The 19,039-nt window shown below is 72.4% G+C and carries 16 protein-coding genes; 6 read left to right on the forward strand and 10 right to left on the reverse strand.

Features of this window, described 5'->3' with window-relative positions; genetic code table 11:
* Window positions 1-11 precede the first annotated feature (11 nt).
* Complete coding sequence (locus ACFVQG_RS09505; protein ID WP_383378699.1) at window positions 12-683, forward strand: fasciclin domain-containing protein; 672 nt, start codon at window positions 12-14, stop codon at window positions 681-683.
* 211 nt (window positions 684-894) lie between these two features.
* Here ACFVQG_RS09505 and ACFVQG_RS09510 read toward each other — a convergent pair whose 3' ends face one another.
* From ACFVQG_RS09510 to ACFVQG_RS09540, 7 genes are all read right to left on the reverse strand, one after another.
* Window positions 895-2,103, reverse strand: coding sequence for a PAS domain S-box protein (locus tag ACFVQG_RS09510; RefSeq protein ID WP_383378701.1), 1,209 nt, complete (start codon window positions 2,101-2,103; stop codon window positions 895-897).
* Between the two features lie 23 nt (window positions 2,104-2,126).
* On the reverse strand, window positions 2,127-3,254 hold the full coding sequence (locus tag ACFVQG_RS09515; protein WP_383378703.1) for a SpoIIE family protein phosphatase: 1,128 nt from the start codon (window positions 3,252-3,254) through the stop codon (window positions 2,127-2,129).
* 19 nt (window positions 3,255-3,273) lie between these two features.
* Complete coding sequence (locus tag ACFVQG_RS09520) at window positions 3,274-3,687, reverse strand: anti-sigma regulatory factor (protein WP_383379740.1); 414 nt, start codon at window positions 3,685-3,687, stop codon at window positions 3,274-3,276.
* Window positions 3,688-3,698: 11 nt separating this feature from the next.
* Complete coding sequence (locus ACFVQG_RS09525) at window positions 3,699-4,067, reverse strand: STAS domain-containing protein (RefSeq protein WP_383379743.1); 369 nt, start codon at window positions 4,065-4,067, stop codon at window positions 3,699-3,701.
* 19 nt (window positions 4,068-4,086) lie between these two features.
* The gene (locus ACFVQG_RS09530) at window positions 4,087-5,310 is read right to left on the reverse strand and encodes a PAS domain S-box protein (protein ID WP_383378705.1); all 1,224 of its coding nucleotides are present in this window, start codon (window positions 5,308-5,310) and stop codon (window positions 4,087-4,089) included.
* A gap of 298 nt (window positions 5,311-5,608) precedes the next feature.
* Window positions 5,609-6,946 carry a phosphatase PAP2 family protein gene (locus ACFVQG_RS09535; protein WP_383378707.1) on the reverse strand — a complete coding sequence of 446 codons (1,338 nt, stop codon included), beginning with the start codon at window positions 6,944-6,946 and terminating at the stop codon, window positions 5,609-5,611.
* 497 nt (window positions 6,947-7,443) lie between these two features.
* Complete coding sequence (locus tag ACFVQG_RS09540) at window positions 7,444-8,241, reverse strand: DUF4232 domain-containing protein (protein ID WP_383378710.1); 798 nt, start codon at window positions 8,239-8,241, stop codon at window positions 7,444-7,446.
* A 187-nt stretch (window positions 8,242-8,428) separates the two neighbouring features.
* On the opposite strand from ACFVQG_RS09540, the gene ACFVQG_RS09545 reads away from it, so the two are divergent.
* Window positions 8,429-9,658: a helix-turn-helix domain-containing protein gene (locus ACFVQG_RS09545; protein ID WP_383378711.1), complete on the forward strand. Its 1,230-nt coding sequence runs from the start codon at window positions 8,429-8,431 to the stop codon at window positions 9,656-9,658.
* A 173-nt stretch (window positions 9,659-9,831) separates the two neighbouring features.
* Here the strand turns inward: ACFVQG_RS09545 and ACFVQG_RS09550 are convergent, their stop codons facing one another.
* Entirely contained in the window at window positions 9,832-10,404 is a 573-nt protein-coding gene (locus ACFVQG_RS09550; protein ID WP_383378713.1) for a hypothetical protein, read from the reverse strand.
* A 246-nt stretch (window positions 10,405-10,650) separates the two neighbouring features.
* Here ACFVQG_RS09550 and ACFVQG_RS09555 point away from each other — a divergent pair, with 246 nt between their 5' ends.
* Complete coding sequence (locus ACFVQG_RS09555) at window positions 10,651-13,722, forward strand: FG-GAP-like repeat-containing protein (RefSeq protein WP_383378715.1); 3,072 nt, start codon at window positions 10,651-10,653, stop codon at window positions 13,720-13,722.
* An 83-nt stretch (window positions 13,723-13,805) separates the two neighbouring features.
* Here ACFVQG_RS09555 and ACFVQG_RS09560 read toward each other — a convergent pair whose 3' ends face one another.
* Window positions 13,806-14,462, reverse strand: a complete 657-nt coding sequence (locus ACFVQG_RS09560; protein ID WP_383378717.1) for a hypothetical protein — start codon at window positions 14,460-14,462, stop codon at window positions 13,806-13,808.
* 278 nt (window positions 14,463-14,740) lie between these two features.
* On the opposite strand from ACFVQG_RS09560, the gene ACFVQG_RS09565 reads away from it, so the two are divergent.
* Entirely contained in the window at window positions 14,741-17,068 is a 2,328-nt protein-coding gene (locus ACFVQG_RS09565) for an esterase-like activity of phytase family protein (RefSeq protein WP_383378719.1), read from the forward strand.
* A 30-nt stretch (window positions 17,069-17,098) separates the two neighbouring features.
* Here ACFVQG_RS09565 and ACFVQG_RS09570 read toward each other — a convergent pair whose 3' ends face one another.
* Window positions 17,099-17,707, reverse strand: coding sequence for a hypothetical protein (locus tag ACFVQG_RS09570; RefSeq protein ID WP_383378721.1), 609 nt, complete (start codon window positions 17,705-17,707; stop codon window positions 17,099-17,101).
* A 226-nt stretch (window positions 17,708-17,933) separates the two neighbouring features.
* On the opposite strand from ACFVQG_RS09570, the gene ACFVQG_RS09575 reads away from it, so the two are divergent.
* Both ACFVQG_RS09575 and ACFVQG_RS09580 read left to right on the forward strand, forming a co-directional pair.
* On the forward strand, window positions 17,934-18,341 hold the full coding sequence (locus tag ACFVQG_RS09575; protein WP_383378723.1) for a hypothetical protein: 408 nt from the start codon (window positions 17,934-17,936) through the stop codon (window positions 18,339-18,341).
* A 15-nt stretch (window positions 18,342-18,356) separates the two neighbouring features.
* Window positions 18,357-19,016, forward strand: a complete 660-nt coding sequence (locus ACFVQG_RS09580; RefSeq protein WP_383378725.1) for a hypothetical protein — start codon at window positions 18,357-18,359, stop codon at window positions 19,014-19,016.
* Window positions 19,017-19,039 lie beyond the last annotated feature (23 nt).

Raw genomic sequence — 19,039 nt, forward strand, 5'->3', positions numbered from 1 at the left:
GGAGAACCACGATGAACACCCGTATCCGCCGCACCGCCGTCACGCTGGCCGCCGCCGCCGTCCTGCCGCTCGCCCTGAGCGCCTGTTCCGACAACGGCGGTGACTCCGCGGGGTCCGACGACTCGTCGAAGGCGTCCGCGTCCTCCCCGGCCGGTGCGGAGGGCACGGCGGGTGACGACAGCGCGGTCGGCTCCGGCACCTCCGGCGATCAGCCCTTCGGAACCGCCTGTTCCGCGGTGCCGGAGGACGGCGCCGGTTCGTTCGACGGCATGGCCAAGGACCCGGTGGCCACCGCCGCGTCCAACAACCCGGCGCTGTCCACGCTGGTGACGGCGGTACAGAAGGCCGGGCTCGTGGACACGCTCAACAGCGCCCAGGACATCACCGTGTTCGCGCCGACGAACGACGCCTTCGCCAAGATCCCGAAGGCCGACCTGGACGCCGTGCTCAACGACAAGGAGCAGCTGACCAAGATCCTCACGTACCACGTGGTGGGCCAGAAGCTGGCGCCCGCGGATCTGGCGGACGGGTCGTTCGCGACGCTGGAGAAGTCGAAGCTGACCACCTCCGGGTCCGGTGAGTCCTACCGCGTCAACGACTCCGCCGAGGTCGTCTGCGGCCACGTGAAGACCGCCAACGCCAACGTCTACATCATCGACACGGTGCTGATGCCGGGCGCCTGAGGCGCGACAGGGGCCGGACGGGGTCGTGCGTGGCCCGTCCGGCCCTCACCGTCGGTGCGGGCCCGCGTGTTTCATGGAGGTGGCGGAAAGGACCACCAGTAGGCGCGGGGCAGCGGTCGTCATCTGCTCACCGCGCAATCGGGATCCGCGACACGCGGGTAGTGGTCCTCTCCGCCGCTCTCCTGCCCCACGATCCCCCCGGGAACGGTGGTCAGCCGCCCTCGCGCGGGAGCGGAATACTCCAGTCCAGGACCGCGCCCGCGGGATGGTTAGAGGTCAGGACGAACGTGCCGCCCAACTCCTCCGCGCGCGAGCGGAGGTTGGCCAGACCGCTGCGGCGGGTGACGGCGGGGTCGATGCCACGGCCGTTGTCGCTGACGCGCAGCCGCAGCACCTTGTCGGACCCGTTGGCGGACACCGTGGTGGTGACCTCCACCGATACGTCCACGGCGGTGGCCCCCGCGTGCTTGGCCGCGTTGGACAGCGCCTCGCCGAGGACGGCCAGCAGGTGCTCCGCGTGCGCGGCGGGCACCTCCGTGTCCAGCAGCCCCGTCATCCGCAGCGCGGGCGTGAAGCTGAGGATCTCGGCGGCGCGGTCGGTGGCCACCACCAGCCGGGAGCGCAGGCCGCCGCCGCCCCGCTCGTCCTGCCGTGGCTCGCGCAGGGCGTAGATGGTGGAGCGGATGACCCTGATGGTGTCGTCCAGGTCGTCCACCACCCGCTGGACCCGCTCGGCCACCCGCGGCCGGTCGCCGACGCGGCCCAGCGTGGACTGCAGCGTCAGCGCACCGGCGAACAGCCGCTGGATGACCAGGTCGTGCATGTCACGGGCGATACGGTCCCGGTCCCCCTGGACCTCCCGCTCGGTGCGCGCGGCGGCCAGTTCGGCCTGGGCGGCGAGTTGCTGGGTGATGTCCCGCGCCACCGTGGAGAAGCCGATCAGCGTGCCGTCGGCGTCGCGCATCGCCGAGACGGTGACGGCCACGTCGACCACGGAGCCGTCCACCCGGCGCCACCGGGTCTGGTGCGGCTCGGCGTGCCCATGGGCGCGGATCTCCGCCAGCGCCGCGCGGAAGGCGTCGAGGGCCGCGTCCGACAGGAGCGTGTCGACGGGCTTTCCCACGATCTCCGGTTCCTCGTGCCCGAACAGGCGCACCGCGCCGGGGTTCCAGGTCTGGACGCGGTGCGCGGGCGCCGGGTCGACGGACAGGATGGCGTCGTCCGACGAGGTCACGATCGCCGCCAGCCGGGCCGCCGCGCGCTGGGCGGCCTCCAGCTCGGTGTGCAGGGCGATCAGGCCGCGGTTGGTGTCCTCCAGTTCCTGGCGCAGCTCGGCGACCAGTTCGGTGGGGTCCTCCGGGTCCTCAGGACGGCGTTCGTGCGGCTCCCCCATGGTCGACCGCCCCTCGTCATCTGTCATATGCCCGCCCCTGCCCGCCCTCATCATGGCACGCTGCCGCCCGCCCGGACCACGAGCACCGTGGCGTCGTCGGTGGGCCGCGCGTACTCCCGGTGGACGACCGCGGCGACGATCGCCGGGTGGTGTTCCAGCAGCCGCGGGTGGCCGTCCAGGCTCCAGCCGGACCGGATCCCGTCGGAGGTCAGGACGAGCGTCGAACCGGGTTCCCAGGCGCCCTGCTGGAGCCGGACGCTGGGCACGGGGAGGTGGGTGCCGAGGGTGCCGGGGCGGTCCAGCAGGTGGGTCGTACGGCCGCCGGTGAGGACCCGTCCGGTGACGTTGCCGACCGCCGCGTACGTGAACGTGCCGCCGTCCGGGTCGATCAGGCACGCGCCCAGCACACCGCCCCGCGTGCCCCGCATCGCCTCGTGGGCGCGCGGGACGAGGTGGCCGGGATCGGTGACCGGGCCGTCGTCGAACGCGGCGACGGCGGCGCGGGACGCCAGGGACGCCGCGGGTCCGTGCCCGAGGCCGTCCACGACCAGCGCGGCCAGCCGTCGGCCCGGGGTGACGGCCCAGGCGTCCCCGGACTCGCCGTCCCCGCCGAGGGGGACGTTGACCCCGCCGAACCGCCACGCGCCCTCGGCCGGGGCGCCCAGACGCGCGTATACGACCGTGCCGCGCCGGGTGGAGTAGCAGTCGAACTCGGCGGAGTGCGCCCGTACGACCCCCAGCCCCGCGTTCAGACCGCCTCCGCGGTACGGGGGCGGCGAGGAGGGAGACGGCACGGCGGGCGAGGGCGGCCACGACGTCCCGGGCACGGCGGGCGACGGCGGCCCCGGCGTCCCGGGCACGGCGGGCGACGGCGGCCCCGGCGTCCCGGGCACGGCGGGCGAGGGCGCCCCCGGCACCGCGCCCGAGGGCGTCCACGGCATCCCCGGTCCGCCGTCGACCGAGATCAGCTCGATCCCGTCGGCGGTGGTGCGGGCCAGCACCCAGCCCCCGGGCAGCGCGTGCCGTACCAGGTTGGTGCCCAGTTCCGTGGCCACCAGTTCCGCCACGCCCGCGCGCAGGCCCGGCCGTCCGGTGGCCATCCGGGCCACCGCCCGGCGCAGGGCGCCGACGTCCTCCTCGGCTCCGATCGGATGGAGCCGGTGCTCGCTCTCGCTCAAGACCGCGTCCCCGTCGTCGTCACCGCTGCCACTTCACGATCACCACGGTGGTTCCCGACCCAGCCGCGGAGGCGACGGTTAGGTCGTCCACCAGCCGCCGCGACCCCGGCAGCCCCAGGCCCATGCTGCCCCTGGTGCTGAAGCCGTCGGTCATCGCGGCCTCGAGGTCGGCGATGCCCGGCCCGTCGTCGGCGAACGTGACCCGCACGCCACGGCGGCCCTGCTGGTACACCTGCTCGACACTGACCCGGCCCCGGCCGCCGGTGGCGTAGTTGAGGATGTTGCGGGCCAGCTCGCTGCCCGCGGTGATCAGCTTGGTGGCGTCGACCAGGTTGAGCCCCGCCGTCTGTGCCTCGGCGCGCAGCACCTTGCGGACCCGGATCAGGTCGGCCTCGTGGGCGATCGCGAAGACCTCCGGCACCCGTTCCGTCATGGCGTCGGCGGTCACGGGCGGTCCCGGTCCGCACCGGTGTCGGCACGGCGCAGCCGCTCGAGCAGGGCCAGCCCCTGTTCGGCGTTGAGCGCGGTGTCCAGGTGCCCCATCGGCACCCCCAGTTCCACCAGGGTGATGGCCACCGCGGGCTGGATGCCCACGATCGCCGCCTGGGCGCCCAGCAGCCGGACCATCGCCACGATCCTGGCCAGCACCCGGGCGATGAACGAGTCCACCAGGCTCAGCCTGCTGACGTCGATGAGCATCCCGGACGCGCCGGTGCGGGCGACCTCGCGGGTGAGCTGCTCCTCGATCTGGACCACCGTGGTGTCGTCCAGGTCGCCCTGCAGCGCGACCAGCAGGGTGTCGCCGATCCGCATGACCGGTACGACGTCCTCCTCATGCACCACGGCCTCCCGAGGTCAGCGCACGGGCGGCCGTCTCGGCGGTCCCGGCCCGCTCGGCCAGCACGGCGAGCGCGAGCTGCAGGGCGTCCTGGAGGGTGTTGCGGGAGCGCAGGCGTCCCATGTCGATGCCGAGGTGGACCATGGACTGCGCGGTCTCGGGCCGCACCCCGCTCATGATGCTCACGGTCCCCATCAGGGCCGCCGCCTGCACCGTCTTCAGCAGGTGCTGGGCGACCTGGGTGTCTATGGTGGGCACGCCGCTGATGTCCAGGATGGCGACCTCGGCCTGCGTCTGGGCGATCTTCTCCAGCAGGCCCTCGGTGAGCCGGGTGGCGCGCAGCGTGTCCAGCGTGCCGATGATGGGCAGGGCCAGCACCTTGTCCCAGACCTGGATCACCGGCGTCGACAGCTCCAGGATCTCGTCCCGCTGCCGCTGCAGCCGCAGTTCGGTCTCCCGGCGCTCGGTGACGTCCCGGATCGCCGCCGCCACCAGCAGCCCCTCGGCCGTCTGGAGCGGGCTCAGGCTGATCTCGACCGGGAACTCGGTGCCGTTGCGGCGCACCCCGGACAGTTGCAGGCCCACGCCCATCGGGCGCACCTGCGGGGCGTTCAGGAAGCCGTTGCGGTGGCCGACGTGCCGGTCCCGGTAGCGCGGGGGCACCAGCACCTCGATCTCCCGGCCCACCAGTTCGGCGCGCTCGAAACCGAACAGCGCCTCGGCCTGCCGGTTGACCAGCACGATCCGGCCGTCCTCGCCCACGATCACCATGGCGTCCGGGGCCGACTCCAGCAGTCCGTGGAACAGCGACTCGGCGCGGGCGCTCTCGGTGGCGTCCCGCAGCACCTCGACGAAGCCGGTCACGGCGCCGTCCTCGTCCGTGACCGGTGTCAGGCTGACGTGCGCCAGGAACCGCTCCCCGTCCTTGCGGACCCGCCAGCCCTGGAACTCCCGGCGGCCGTGCTCCCGTACCGCCGCCAGTTCCTGCTCCAGGAGTCCGGCGTCGCGGTCCTCCTCGGTGCGCAGCGACGACAGTGGCTGCCCCGCGACCTCGTCCTCGGCGTAGCCCGTCATCGCCTCGGCGGCGCGGGTCCAGCGGACCACCTCGCCGCTCGGCCCCAGCCTGATCACGGCGTGATCGCTGATCGCGTCCAGCATCGATTCGAGATCGCGCAGGTGTGCTGAGGAACCCTGCTCGTCTCCCGGAGGCATCGTCATAGTCCGCTCCGCCCTTCCTGTCGTCCGTCCTGGCCCGGGTGGTCGGTCCCACGAGCGACGCTGCACATTCCCGGCGGGCCGATGCTATCGGGGGCTGGAAGGCGCCGATCGGGTGCCTGCCCGGGCATACGAACCGCTCCGTACGAGCCCTTACGCGCTCGCTCGAGATAGTCGAGATAGGGGAGCAGCGAACGGGCCAGCTCGGTGCCCTGTTCGCGGTCGCGGGTGACGAGGGCGGCGGCCTCCAGGGACGGCTCGCCCACCGGCTGGGACGGCCTCACCGGCTAAGGCGGCTCGCTCACCGGGACAGGGTGAACACGCTCCGCGCCGCGTCCACCCCGCCCGCGGTGGTCCGTGACCACACGGCGGTGGTCCGTACATAGCCGTAGATCACCGAGCCCATCGCGAGGACGAGCAGCGGCCCGGAGACCCACGGGTGTTCGGCCATCCACACGGGCAGCCAGCGGTACGACACCAGGAACGCGGTGAAGACCGCCGCCCCGTAGGCGACCAGCCGAAGGCCCGCCCGGTCCCAGCCCCGGTCGTACGAGCGCAGGGCCGCCTCGATGGTGAGCGTGAAGACCACTCCGGCGATGAGGTCGGCGCCGTAGTGGTAGCCGAAGCCGAGCGTCGCGCAGAGGGTGGCGATCAGCCAAAACGTTCCTGCATGGCGCAGCAGCCGTGGCCCCTTACGGGTGTGGATGAAGATCGCCATCGCCCACGCCGTGTGCAGGCTGGGCATGCAGTTCCGCGGGGTGACCTCGTCGAACGGCATGAGGCGCGGGGCACCGATCGGCGGTGGCGTCTGCGGCCACAGGGTGGCCACGGCCCACGGCTCGCTGGGCGGCATGTCCGGCGCCCAGAGGCTGACCCCCGCCCAGTGCTCGGTGCCGGTGCCGTAGGCGAAGATCGGTCCGACCACCGGGAAGATCATGTAGAAGGCCGGTCCGAGCAGGCCGATCGCCAGGAACGTACGCACCAGATGGTGGCGCGGGAAGCGCCGCTCGGCCGCCACGTGGCGCAGTTGGTAGAGGGCGGCGATGACCGCGGCCACCGGGAGCTGGCCGTAGACGAAGTCGAGGAAGTTGAAGCCGACGGCGCCGCTGGCCGTCACCACCCGGCCGACCAGCCACGACGGGTTGCCCAGCGCCTGGTCGGCGGTCGCCACGTACTGGTCGAGCACCCCCGGCCGGGTCTTCGAGGTGAGGAGCAGCCAGGTGTCACCGGTCTTGCGGCCCGTCATCAGGAGCAGCCCGAGCCCGACGCCCTTCAGCAGCAGCACCCGTTCCCGGCCGCTGCGGCGGGTGACGGCGACGACCCCACAGCCCAGGGTCACCCACAGGGCACCGTTGCCGAAGGGGTGGCCTCCGCCTGTCTCGACGTCGAGCGCCCATCGGACCGCCAGGAAGCCGACGTCGACACCGATCGCCGTACCCACCGCGATGAAGCGTTCCCGCCAGGAGAGCACCACCATCGTCAGCGCCATGGCGGCGTAGAGCAGGCCGCCGGACTTCGGGGCGAAGACCACCTCCCGCACCTGGTTGGTGATCGGCCCGGGGACGCCGTAGTGGCGGGCGGCGCATTCCAATGCGACGAGGAAGGCGAGGAAGACGAGTGCCGCGACGGAGGCGGCCACGACTCTGCCGCTTATTCGGTCGGGTCTCCGGCTTCTCTCTCCGGATCTCCTGGTTCTGCGCGCGGAGTTCCGCGGTCGTACCTGTCTCAATTTCTGTCGGCCCTTGATCCCGAAACGCCCGCACACCAGGCGTGCCCTTGATGCGCCCCTGACGTGCCCTTGATGTGCCCTTCAGAGCGGGCGACCACGGCGGTGCTCTCAGGACCGCGCTGAGGGAAGCACATGGGATCTGCGCAGGTCAAGCGGCACATACGGAAGAAGGCCCGCGCATCAACACGACTTTCGGCAGTGTTCGGTGGTTTCCGGGCTTCCGTGGGGTCGCGGTCGTGAGGCAACGGGTCAGGACGGGCGTTCCCGGTTCAGGGCCCGCGCCACTCGCGGCGGCGACGGGTACCGCCGGGCGGCCCCGCCGTACCGCGTCTTCGACTTCGGTTCCATGCCCGCCGACGTCCGTCGGGCTTGACGTACCCGGCCCCCCGGGGGGGGCTGGGCGGGCGTCACCACATGACGGCGTCGTCCATCGACTGCTGCCAGTACGTCACCTTGAGCGAGTCGTCGACATAGGCGCCCTGCGCGGGCAGCGACGGGTGGGCGCCCGTGCCGACGCTCTCGTTGCCGGAAGGGCCGCGGAAGTAGACGGCCAGGGACTTCACGGTGTGGCCGTTCGAGCCGCTGCCGTCGGTGGCGGACAGGCTCACCGACGCGTACCCCGACGCACCCGGCTCGAGCGTGACGACCGCCTGCGGCTGCGACTCCTCGACGACCGGGGGTACGGACTGGGCTTCGCCGAAGCGGACGGCCGGGTAGCCGTAGAGGAAGCAGGTGTCGTCGCTGGTGTTGGTGACGGTGAGCAGCATGTGGTTCAGGGGGCGGGTCAGGGGGGCGGCGACGGTTTTGGTGTTGGAGCCTTCGCAGGTGACGGGGGTCTTTGAGTCGTCGTTGGCGGGCTTGTCGGTGGGGGCGCCGGTGTCCGGGGCGTCAGTGCCGGGCTTCGAGGAAGGCGCGCTGGCGGAAGGGCTGGTGGGGGCGGAGGGACTGGTGGGGGCGGAGGGACTGGTGGAGGCGGAAGAACTGGTGGAGGCGGAAGAACTGGTGGAGGCGGACGGACGCGAGGCGGCACCCTCGTCCTGGGCGCCCGTCCCGTCATCGCAGGCGGTCAGGGAGAGCGCGGCGAGCACGGCGGTCGCGGCACCGGCGACGAGACGGGTACGGGAGGCACGGGAGGTATGGGAGGCACGGGAGGTACGGGAGGCGCGGGAGGCACGGGAGGCGCGGGAGGCGCGGAGATAGGACATGGCACTGAGCCCCTTCGGAGTTCGGGTGGCGGTGGTGATTGGATGACGGAAGCTTGTGAGGCGATCTGTCCCCACCGCCACGCCCGACGGCCAGTTGGGGACGCTGGAACGCCGAAACGCGCTCTGACCAGCGCGAACACAGTGGCCCTGGAATGCGCGACTGGAACACGGGGGATGAGGGGAACGGGTGTCAGGGGCAACGGAGGCCGGTGAGGCGGAGGCGTTCGCACGGCTGCTGCGCGAGCTGAAGGACCGCTCGGGACTCAGCTACGGGGCGCTCGCCAAACGCCTCCACATGAGTACGTCGACACTGCACCGCTACTGCAACGGCACCGCGGTGCCGATCGAGTACGCACCGGTGGAACGCCTCGCCCGCGTCTGCCGGGCCACGCCAGAGGAACTGGTGGAACTGCACCGCCGCTGGATCCTGGCGGACGCGGCCCGGGGCCGCAGACCGGAGCCGGACACCGCGCCAACGCAGGACGAGCCGGTCGTGGTCGGCACCCCGGACGCCCCGGCACCACCGCGCGGCCCCGACCGCCGCCGCACCGCCCTGATCGCCACCGCGGTGACGCTGGCCGCCGCACTGGGAGCAACACTGCTCACCGTGGGCCCCCTGTCCGGCAACGGCAGCTCAGACGCCTCACGGGAGGACCGCCCGGCGACGGCACAGCGGACGACCGCCCACCCGACGGATGCCGAAAGCCCGACCGCCAGCCGTCCGCCAGCAGGCAGCGCATCCCCCACCGCACCCAGCAAGCCAGAGACCGACAACGCCCAAGGCGCCCGACCCGACCCCACCAGGGACACCACCACATCCACCGCCGTCCCCCTCACCGTGGGCACCCGCCCTTTCGTCTACGACAACCCCTGCAGCCAGCACTTCCTCGTCGACAGCGAACCCGAGCAGGTCGGCCCCCCGGCCAGCGAGCAGGACGCCCCCCGCTGGGCGGCGGCCTACGGGGCGGTCTCCTCGGGCGAGCAGCGGGTCGCCCTCACCGTCCAGGGCACCGGCGAGGACACGGTCGTCCTGGAGGCCCTGCACGTACGGGTCCTGACCAAGGGCGCGCCCCTCGCCTGGAACGACTACTCCATGGGCGTCGGCTGCGGCGGCTCCGTCGAGACCAAGTCCTTCGACATCGCCCTCGACCGCGGCAGCCCCACGGTCACCGCCCAGAACGGCCAACGCGACTTCCCGTACCAGGTCAGCGAGTCCGACCCCGAGGTCTTCTACATCACCGCCCACAGCACGGCACACGACGTCCGCTGGGACCTCACCCTCACCTGGTCCAGCGGCCCCCGCCGCGGCACCGTACACATCGACAACGGCGGGACACCGTTCCGCACCAGCGCGAACGCGGACCGGCCGGGTTACGACTATCCGCTGGGGGGCGGGGAGTGGATCGAGCGGGAGTGAACTCGCGGTGTCCGGGCGTGGGCTGACCCATACGAGGGGGCCCGGCGGCGGCCGTGCCGGAGGCCACGTGACCGTCGGCGACGTCGATGCCGAGGAGCGCGCACTGCTTGTCGTGGTGGGGGAATGACGGGTAGGGCAGCTGAGCCTGGCGCGGTCTGCGGGTGAGACGCCGATCAGGCCTCCACACCCCTCACCAGGCCCGCCAACTGGATCTGCAGGTTCTTGAGTCGTCCGAAGGACGCGATCACTTCTGTCTCGAACGACTTCGGCCAGTTGGCCTTGGAGTGCCAGGAGTACGGCACGCCCTCCTCCTTCCACCTCAGGTGGGTCACGCGCCAGGAGTTGTGGTGGTCGATGAAGGCAAGGTAGGAGTCCGGCATCCGGTCACCCACGATGAGGTGCGCCTTCGAGGACAGGAGGTGCTGGATCGCCTCATTGCGCGGCATGAACTCGTGGTCGACCCAGAACAGCCAGAGGTCCTGTTCCTCGGGGCTGAGCGGCCTGCCCGCCGCGAACACATAGTTGCGTCCGAGGGTGTCGCAGAAGTCGTGGAAGGCCGACCGCCCTTCCTCGACCAGGAACAGGAGCGGTCCGTAGAGCTGTTCCAGCTGGTTCTCCACATGGGTGAGCCTTGCCTCAGCCTGCCTCCGCCTCAGATCGGCTCGGGCGGCCAGCGCGTGATTGGCAATCCATCCGCCGGCCGTGACCGCCGCAGCGATCAGTGCTGCCAGGAAGGTCGAATCCATGCCATCGGATTCTGGGACACGTTGCCAAGGTAGGTCCACCCGCGGTGGGTGAGACGCATCTGGGGGCGCTGGCTGGAAAGCGCATGGCTGTTGCTTCGGGCACCTCCCCTGGTGGCCCCGCGGATCCGAGCGCGGGCCGGTGGGGGCTGACACAGCCCCCGTCAGCAACGTCATCCGTTCACCAACCACTGCTAACCTGCGCCCACTTGTCAGGAGGGTGGGGGCCCTCCCGGGGGAGGGAAACAAGTGGCTCGTCGTGCCCTGGTGCGTGGCTGTCTGGCCAGTGTCGCCGCGTTGGCGGTCTCCGCGTCCGTGATGCCCCTCGCGGCGCCCGTGTACGCGCGGGCCGTGAGCGTCGGAGGCGAGGAGGTCGTCGTCCCGGCCACCATGCGGGTCACTCCGCGCACCGCCTACCTGCAGAGCGCGGGAGCCTCCGGCTTCCTCCAGTACCGTTCCGCCACCAGCGGGTCCGGGCTCTGGTGGACGGGCTATGACGGCACTCGGAAGCCGGTTGAGGGTGGGGAGCGGCTCGGGCCGGGCACGCAGGGGGTGTACGGGACCGGTTCCGATGTGGTCGCCCTGCCGCCGGTTCAGGGCAGTGGGACGGTCCGGCTACTGGACATGGGGACGGGCACGACGGAGAGCGTGACGGTTCCGGCGGGGCAGAGCTATCTGCAGACGTATGGGCGTACCGTCCTGAGCAGCACCTCGACGGGTGGGGAGCGGACCGGGCTGTTCCTGTCGCGGAGCGAGGACGGCCGCACGGTGCAGACGCCCGTCACCGGGTTCCCGGAGGGGACGGTCTTCCCCTCCTACACCAGGGGTGACGCCTCCGGCATCCTCGTCGGCTACTACGGCCCGGAGCGCGTCCTGAAGTACGCCTGGGTGGACCTGGAGACCGGGGCGGCGACTCTGCTGCCGCCCTTCGTGGCGAGCACCGACGCCGTGGTGGGTCCCGACTACCTGGCCAGTTGGTACACCACGGGGCGGGTTCGGGTGTACGCCAAGGGTGCCTACGACACGCCCGTGCACGAGGTGCCGCTGCCCCAGGCCGCCACGAAGGTGCTGGGCGTCGTGGGGGACGCGCTCGTCGTCGCGCGCAGTGGCGGATCCTCCGTGTGGAGCGTGTCCGCGTTGCCCTTCGACGGCTCCCCGGAGGTGCCGCTGGCCCAGCGGGCGGACCCGGCGGCGCTCGTCACGCCCGACGGTGGTCTGGTGCTCGCCGGGGGTGAGTCGTCCGTGGACTACGGCATCGCGAAGGTCGTCGCGGGGGACGACGGGCTGCCCCGGATGGAGCGGATCGTGGGACTGCCCGCCGTGCCCATGGGGATCGAGTCCCTCGACCTGAGCGGCGGGGAGTTGCTGACGTACGAGTCGGGGGACGGGGCCACGCGGCTCTACAGCCGCTCGGTCGTCGCCTCGGGTGCCCTGGCAGCGGGCGTCCGCACCGACCGGGGGAGCACCGTGCGGTGCGGGGTCATGGCCGGGGACCACGGCAGCTGTCCCGAGCTGATGGGTACGGGGGACGGGCGCGCGGTCTACCGGACCTGGGACGGAGGGGTGTACGTCCTGGGGCAGGGGCAGTCGCTGCCCGGCGCCGCCTTCGCCTCCGGGCTTCAGGACCACCACGGGCTCGTGGACGCCGAAGGGCGGTACGCGGCGTGGCGCGGGCCGTCGGCTTCCGGTGACGGTCTCATGGTCGCGGATCTCGATACCAGGGCCGTCGTCCTCAGCCGCACCGGCACGGCCGCCACCGGCTCCGCCGCCCTCTGGGGAGAGACCCTGTGGACCTCGTCCGGCGACGGCGGGGTGACGGCGACCGAGGTGCGTACCGGCGCCACGATCACCTCCTTCCGGGTGGGGACCACCTGTGGCCACGGGGACATCCAGGCGGTGGGGCGCTGGGTGTACTGGTCCGGGGCGTGCCGTACGCCCCAGGGGAGCGAGACCAGGTCCTTCGTCTACGACGCCCGCGAGAAGTCCCTCGTCACCGTTCCCTCCGCCGGGGCCGCCACGCGCCTCGGTGACGGGTTCCTCGTCACCCGCGGCAGCGGCACCGCCACCGCTCTGACCCTCACGGACGTCCGAAGCGGCTCCCCCGTCAGCAGGACCCTGGCCGCCGAAGCCGGGCACTGGGACGTCGATCCGTACACCGGGCTCGTCGGGTACGTCGATCCGGCCACCCAGGACGTCCATGTCGTCCGGAGCGGTGTCCCCGTCACGGACCTCGCCGTCCTCGGGGCGAAGACGGAAGCCGCGCTCAGCCTGGTCGGCTCGTCCTCCCTCTGGGACGGCAAGTGGTGGCTGTCCAGGCCCGCCGCCTCCTGGAAGCTGGCCCTCAGGAACAAGGCGACCGGCGCCACCGTGCGCACCCTCACCGGCGGTGCGGCACGCGACGCCGTCAAGGCGTCCTGGAACGGGCGGACTTCGACGGGCGCCTACGCGCCGAACGGGACGTACACCTGGACGCTCACCGTGACCCCGGCCGACGGGCAGGGCACCTCCGCGACCGCGACCGGCTCGCTCAGGCTGACCGGGGGCGCCGCCGTACGACGCGACCACGTCGGCTCCGACGGCATCGGTGACCTGCTCACGCTCACCCCGTCGGGCACCCTCACCTTCCAGCAGGGCGACGGCGCCGGGAAGTTCTCGAAGAAGACGTCGGCGTCCGGCTGGCCCAGCTCCGTCACCGCCGTGCCGTTCGGGGATCTCGACGGCGACCGCTGCAACGACGTGCTCGTACGGCTCAGCAGCGGCGCGCTACGGGCGTACCGGCCGGGGTGCGGCAAGGCCCTGACGAGGTCGACGCCGTACAGGACGCTGGCGGCGTCCGGCTGGAACCAGTACGACGTGCTGACCTCACCCGGTGACATCACCGGCGACGGCCGCGCCGACCTGATCGCCCGGCAGGCGTCCAGCGGGGACGTCTACCTCCACAAGGCCGCCAGCAGCGGGACGCTCTCCGCGCGGGTGAGGATCTTCTCCAAGTGGTCCGGGTACAAGAAGATCGTCGGCGTCGGCGACCTCAACGGTGACGGGTACGGCGACCTGCTCGCGCAGAACAAGTCGAATGAGCTGTGGCGGTACGAGGGGAAGGCGACCGGCGGCTTCAAGGCGCGGGTCAAGGTCGCCGGTAGCTGGGGAGCCTCGTACAACGTCGTCGTCGGCGTCGGTGACATCACCGGCGACGGGAAGGCGGACCTCGTCTCCCGCGACACCTCCGGCAGGCTGTGGCGCAACAACGGCAACGGCAAGGGGGCCTTCGGGGCGCGCACCGGGATCGCCACGGGGTGGCAGGGGTACAAGGCGCTGTTCTGAGAGTACTGAGACTTCTGAGAGATGGGCGTGCCCTGAAAGCGGTACGGTGACCAGCCCTCAGGGCACCTCGTAGCTGACGAAGGTCACAGGCCGTAGAGGTTGAACTCCTCCCAGGAGCCCGAGATGTCCGCCGAGCGGGCACGCAGGGCGTACTGGAGGGAGCCGGTGTAGTTGTTCTCCATGGCGACGAACATGCCGTTCAGGGTGGACTGGAAGGCCCAGCGGCCCAGGGTCTCGTGGTAGTAGAGGTTGAAGCGCTCCCAGCCGCCGACCGTGGTGGAGCGGGCCCGCAGGATGTTCTGGGCGCTGCCGGTGTAGTTCTTCTCGACGGCCACGTAGCGGTCGTTCGCGAGGGACTTCAGGGAGTACGTCTGGGTGATGTCGTCCCATTCGAGGGAGAAGCCCTCCCAGGAGCCGCCGTAGGCGTCGGAGCGGGCGCGGAGTACGCCGGTGTTCGGGGCGGCGTAGTTCACCTCGGTGGTGACGAATTTCCCGTTGCGGACCGACTCCATGGCCACCAGGTCGGCCTCCGCGGCGGCCGTGGCGGAGGCACCGCCGCCCGCGGCGAACGGGGCGCGCCCGGTGCCCGACTCCTCGACGATGCGGGCCAGTTCGGCGCCGTCGACGGCCTCCCAGCCGCTGGGGACGGGCTGCGGGGCAGCGGTGGCCGTGGGGGCGGCCAGCGCGGCGGCGGCCACCAGGGCGCTCAGGGACAAAAGGGCGGACGCAATTCGTCGCATGACTATTCCTCGGCGTTATCGGCAATATGCGAATTCCGGGTGTTCGGCCGCCTCAGAGTAGCCATGAGGTGCGGTTTTTCGCAGGCATTTATCGGGCCGCCGGAAGCGGCAATGGTGCGTCGCTTTGAATTATTCGTTCCGGGGGATTTCGTTAAGGGAGGCGAAACGCGTCGTTTGCTTGGCCCGTGATCTTCGCTCCGTGTTCACCCACGTGCCGCGTCCCCGCTCGTCCCGGAGTGGGACGATCCGCGCCGAACTGGACCGGTACCGGAGGAACGATGTCCCAGAAGAGAACCCACGCCGCGCTCGCCGCCCTGGTCGTGGCGGTCGGCTCACTAGCGGGCGCGGGCGTCGCGGGCGCGGGCGTCGCGGGCGCGGACCAGCAGCGGGGGGCGGCACCGGCCTTCGCGCGCACCGCCACCTACCCCGTCTTCCAGAACCGGCCCGCCGGTGCGGACGCGTCCGAGCAGACCGTCGCGGAGATATCGGCGGTCAGCGAGGACGGCCGTACCCTCGTCTACACCGACGCGGCGGCCCGGCGGATCGGTTTCCTCGACATCGGCGATCCGGACCGCCCGCGCGGGCTCGGCACCCTGTCGCTGGCCCGGCTCGGGAACGCCGAGGACGAGCCGACCTCGGTGTCCGTCGTGGGGCAGTACGTGCTGGTGGTCGTCAACACCAGCGCCAGCCAGGCCGATCAGTCGGGGCGTCTCGACGTCATCTCGCTGCGTGGCCGGGAGCGGGTGGCGAGCTTCGACCTCGGGGGGCAGCCCGACTCCATCGCGATCAGCAAGGACCAGCGGTACGCGGCCGTCGCGATCGAGAACGAGCGCGACGAGGACGCCACACCGCCCGGCGGGGAAGAGGGTGATCTGCCGCAGGCTCCCGCCGGGTTCGTGCAGATCCTTGACATCAAGCAGGGCGCCGAGCCCGCCCGTTGGCGCACCCGGGCCGTTCCGCTCACCCAGCCCGACGGCAGCGCGCTGCCCGGCCTCGCCGCCGCCGGGATCGCCGAGCCGACCGACCCCGAGCCGGAGTACGTCTCCGTCAACGGCCGCGGCCAGCTCGCCGTGACCCTCCAGGAGAACAACGGCGTCGTCCTCGTCGACCTGCCCAGCGGGCGGATCACCAAGGCCTTCGGTGCCGGTACGGCGTCCGTGAGCGGGATCGACACGGTGGAGGACGGCACGATCGACCTCACCGGCTCCCTCACCGACGTACCCCGCGAGCCGGACGCGATCGGCTGGATCGACGACCGCTATCTGGCGACCGCCAACGAGGGCGACTGGCGCGGCGGCACCCGTGGCTGGTCCGTCTTCGACAGCCGGACCGGCCGCGTCGTCTGGGACGCGGGGAACGGCTTCGAGCACCTCGCCGCCCGGCACGGGCTGCTCAACGAGGGCCGCTCCGAGAACAAGGGCGCCGAGCCGGAAGGGCTCGCGATCGCCGAGTACGGCGGTGTGCGGTACGCCTTCGTCGGGTCCGAGCGTTCCCACTTCGTCGCCGTCTACGACATCTCGCGGCCGACCCGCCCGGTCTTCCGCCAGGTGCTGCCCGCCACCAACGGGCCCGAGGGCCTGCTGCCGATCCCCTCGCGCGGCCTGCTCGCCGTCTCCAGCGAGGAAGACGACGCGGGCGCGGGCGTGCGCGCCTCGGTGAGCCTGTTCCGGCTGGGCAAGGGCGCCCCGGAGTTCCCCGGCATCGTCTCGGGCCCGGACGCCACCGGCGCGCCCATCGGCTGGGGCGCCCTCGGCGCGCTGTCCGCCGTACCCGGCAGGCCGCACCACCTCTATACGGTCACCGACGCCGCGTACTCGCCGACCAGCATCCTCACCGTCGACGCGACCCGGCGGCCCGCCGTCATCACCAAGGCGCTGACCGTCAAGGACGGGAACGGACAGCCCGTCGGCTACGACGCCGAGGGCATCGTCGCCCGGCCGCGCGGCGGCGGCTTCTGGCTGGCGGTGGAGGGCAAGAAGGGCCCCGGCAACCAGCTCGTACGGCTCGACCGGGACGGCGTCACCCGGCAGGTCGTGACCCTGCCCTCGGACGTCGCCGCGGGCCTCGGCGGGCAGGGCTTCGAGGGCGTCACCGCGACCACCGACACCGAGGGCCGCGAGATCGTCTGGGCGACCCTCCAGCGCCCGGCGTCGACCGACCCGGCGGGGGTCGTCCGGATCGGGCGGTACGACGTCCAGGCCGGGACCTGGAGCTGGTACGGCTACCGGCTCGACACCACCAGCACGCCCGGCGACTGGATCGGCCTCTCCGAGATCACCGTGGTCGGGGACCGGCTCGCGGTCATCGAGCGCGACAAGCTGAACGGCCCGGCGGCGGCGGTCAAGCGGATCTACACGGTCCCCCTGCCGACGGCGGCGGCACCGTCCGGCTCCCTGCCCGTGCTGCCGAAGCGGCTCGCGTACGACGTCCTGCCGGACCTGCGCGCGACCAACGGCTGGACGCAGGAGAAGCTGGAGGGGCTGACCGTGGCCGGTGACGGTTCCGTCTACGCCGTGACCGACAACGACGGGCTCGACGACGCCACCGGGGAGACGGTGTTCCTGGATCTCGGGGCCAGCAAGAAGGTCTTCGGGCGCCGGGGCTGACCGGGTCTTGAGCGGGCGGCCACCGGCGACTCACCGGCGGCCGTCCGCCAGGGCGAGGACGGCACCGGCGTAGCAGCAGACGCCGAACACCGTCGCCAGCCAGACGGTGCCCGTGTGGACGGCGAGTCGGCCGGGCGCCATCCCGAGGTGCACCCGCGCCGCCCTGCTCACCCTCGGCCGCGCCCCGCGTCGGGACGGGCGCTCCAGGGCCCGGCGCAGCGTCCTGCGGGAAGCCGCGCCGGTGAGCCCGAGCCAGGTGCCCTCGGTGTCGCGCACCAGCAGGACGCGCTCGGAGACGCCGCTGCGGGAGAAGTAGGTCAGCAGCCGTACCCGCTCGATCCGGTCCAGGTCGAGGGTGCGCTCGCCGGTCGTCGTCCGGGCGGTCAGCAGGGGTCCGGAACGGCTGCGCGGCGGGCGCTCGGTGTGCAGCTCGCCAAGGAGCAGCAGCCCGCCCGGACCGGCGGTCAGCACCAGCGCGATCGCTACTCCGCCGGGCACCGGGCCGACGGCCAGCGCGGCGTAGGGCGACACGACGAGCGCCAGGGCAACGGCGACCCCTCGGCGCATCCGGCGCCGGGCCGCCGCCGGGGACGTCCACGTGGGCGCGTACGCCGCCCGCACCCTGATCCTCGTCGCCATGACCGCTCCCCTCCCTCATCGCCCGGAGCCCGGAGCCCGGAGCCCGAAGCCCGGAGCCCGAAGCCCCGAGCCCGGAGCCCGGAGCCCGAAGCCCGGAGTCTCCCCGACCCGCGCCCCCTCCGTCATTGCCGGAACCCGGCAGTCTCCGGATGGCCGGGGCGGGCGGGCGTGCCGCGGGCTAGGGTCGTGCTCTCAGGTGCGGTACGTCGGTTCGGCAGGGGGATGCGTGGACCCGCAACTCGCTTTGGTGGCAGGGGCGTTCGGTACGGCGGTCGTGGGCGCGATGGCCTCGGACGGCTATCAGCAGGCACGAGAGGGCGCGGTGGCGCTGTGGCGGCGGTTCCGGCCCGGGGCGGCCGACGACGTGGGCCAGGACCTCGACCGGGCGCGCGAGGCGCTGCTGTCCGCGCCGACCGCGGACCGTGACGCGTTCGCCGCGGCGCTCGCCTCCGCCTGGCAGGGGCACGCCCTCACCCTGCTGCTCGCCGAGCCCGCCGCGGCGCGGGCGATCGAGGAGCTGGCCGCGCGGCTGAACACCTGGGACGACTCACCCCACATGACCTTCCACGCGCACGCCTCGGGCTGGGCCCGGATCTACCAGTCCGCGGGCGACCAGCACATCAACGAGTGGTGAGTCCGTCCTGAGCGCATGGGCAACCTGCTCGCCACCGTCTGGGGGCTGATCACCTTCGCCGGGTTCGTCGTCGCGCTGCTGCTGCCCAAGGCCGAGGACACCATCAAGGCGTTCTGGGAGACGGCCGAGGAGGGTGCGCGGGCCCGGGCGCGGAAGTGGTCCTTCGCCGTGCGGACGGCGCCGGTGGTCACTTGTGGGGTGGTGGCCGTGGTCTGCGTGGCGGCCGGGCTGGCACTGCGCGGCTCCGAGCGGCCGACCGGTGTGGACGTCGGGCTCCTCGTCGTCGCCGGGCTCACCCAGGCCGGGTTCGCGGTCGCGGTGCTGTATCTGGTGGCGCGGGTGCCCCGGGCCATGCGGACCGTGCTGCCCACCCCCGTGGGCGAACCGGCGACGCTGCGCTCCGAGGACGGGCCGCGCACGGCGCTGCGGTTCGTCAACGAGAGCCATGCGACACTCCAGTTGCTGTGGGTCGACCACAGCGGCACGCTGCACGAACGGGGCCTGCTGCCGCCGGACAGTGAGCGGGCGCAGCTGACGTACGCCGGGCATCCGTTCGTGATCAGGCTGCCCGGCGGTGGGCGCGTGCTGGCGGTGTTCGTGGCGACGGCGGTCCCGGGGACCGCGATCCTCACCGACGCCATGACGCGGACTGACCGCGCGCCCGGCTCAGCATGACGGCGGCGGACTGACCCGCGCGC

This window comes from Streptomyces sp. NPDC057877 (assembly GCF_042796855.1).
GTDB lineage: Bacteria > Actinomycetota > Actinomycetes > Streptomycetales > Streptomycetaceae > Streptomyces.

What these genes read in the sequence shown, in the direction of transcription:
- ACFVQG_RS09505 (WP_383378699.1), top strand. Translation starts at nt 12, where the DNA reads ATGAACACCCGTATCCGCCGCACCGCCGTCACGCTGGCCGCCGCCGCC.
- ACFVQG_RS09510 (WP_383378701.1), bottom strand. Translation starts at nt 2,103, where the DNA reads ATGACAGATGACGAGGGGCGGTCGACCATGGGGGAGCCGCACGAACGC.
- ACFVQG_RS09520 (WP_383379740.1), bottom strand. Translation starts at nt 3,687, where the DNA reads ATGACGGAACGGGTGCCGGAGGTCTTCGCGATCGCCCACGAGGCCGAC.
- ACFVQG_RS09525 (WP_383379743.1), bottom strand. Translation starts at nt 4,067, where the DNA reads ATGCGGATCGGCGACACCCTGCTGGTCGCGCTGCAGGGCGACCTGGAC.
- ACFVQG_RS09530 (WP_383378705.1), bottom strand. Translation starts at nt 5,310, where the DNA reads ATGACGATGCCTCCGGGAGACGAGCAGGGTTCCTCAGCACACCTGCGC.
- ACFVQG_RS09540 (WP_383378710.1), bottom strand. Translation starts at nt 8,241, where the DNA reads ATGTCCTATCTCCGCGCCTCCCGCGCCTCCCGTGCCTCCCGCGCCTCC.
- ACFVQG_RS09550 (WP_383378713.1), bottom strand. Translation starts at nt 10,404, where the DNA reads ATGGATTCGACCTTCCTGGCAGCACTGATCGCTGCGGCGGTCACGGCC.
- ACFVQG_RS09560 (WP_383378717.1), bottom strand. Translation starts at nt 14,462, where the DNA reads ATGCGACGAATTGCGTCCGCCCTTTTGTCCCTGAGCGCCCTGGTGGCC.
- ACFVQG_RS09565 (WP_383378719.1), top strand. Translation starts at nt 14,741, where the DNA reads ATGTCCCAGAAGAGAACCCACGCCGCGCTCGCCGCCCTGGTCGTGGCG.
- ACFVQG_RS09570 (WP_383378721.1), bottom strand. Translation starts at nt 17,707, where the DNA reads ATGGCGACGAGGATCAGGGTGCGGGCGGCGTACGCGCCCACGTGGACG.
- ACFVQG_RS09580 (WP_383378725.1), top strand. Translation starts at nt 18,357, where the DNA reads ATGGGCAACCTGCTCGCCACCGTCTGGGGGCTGATCACCTTCGCCGGG.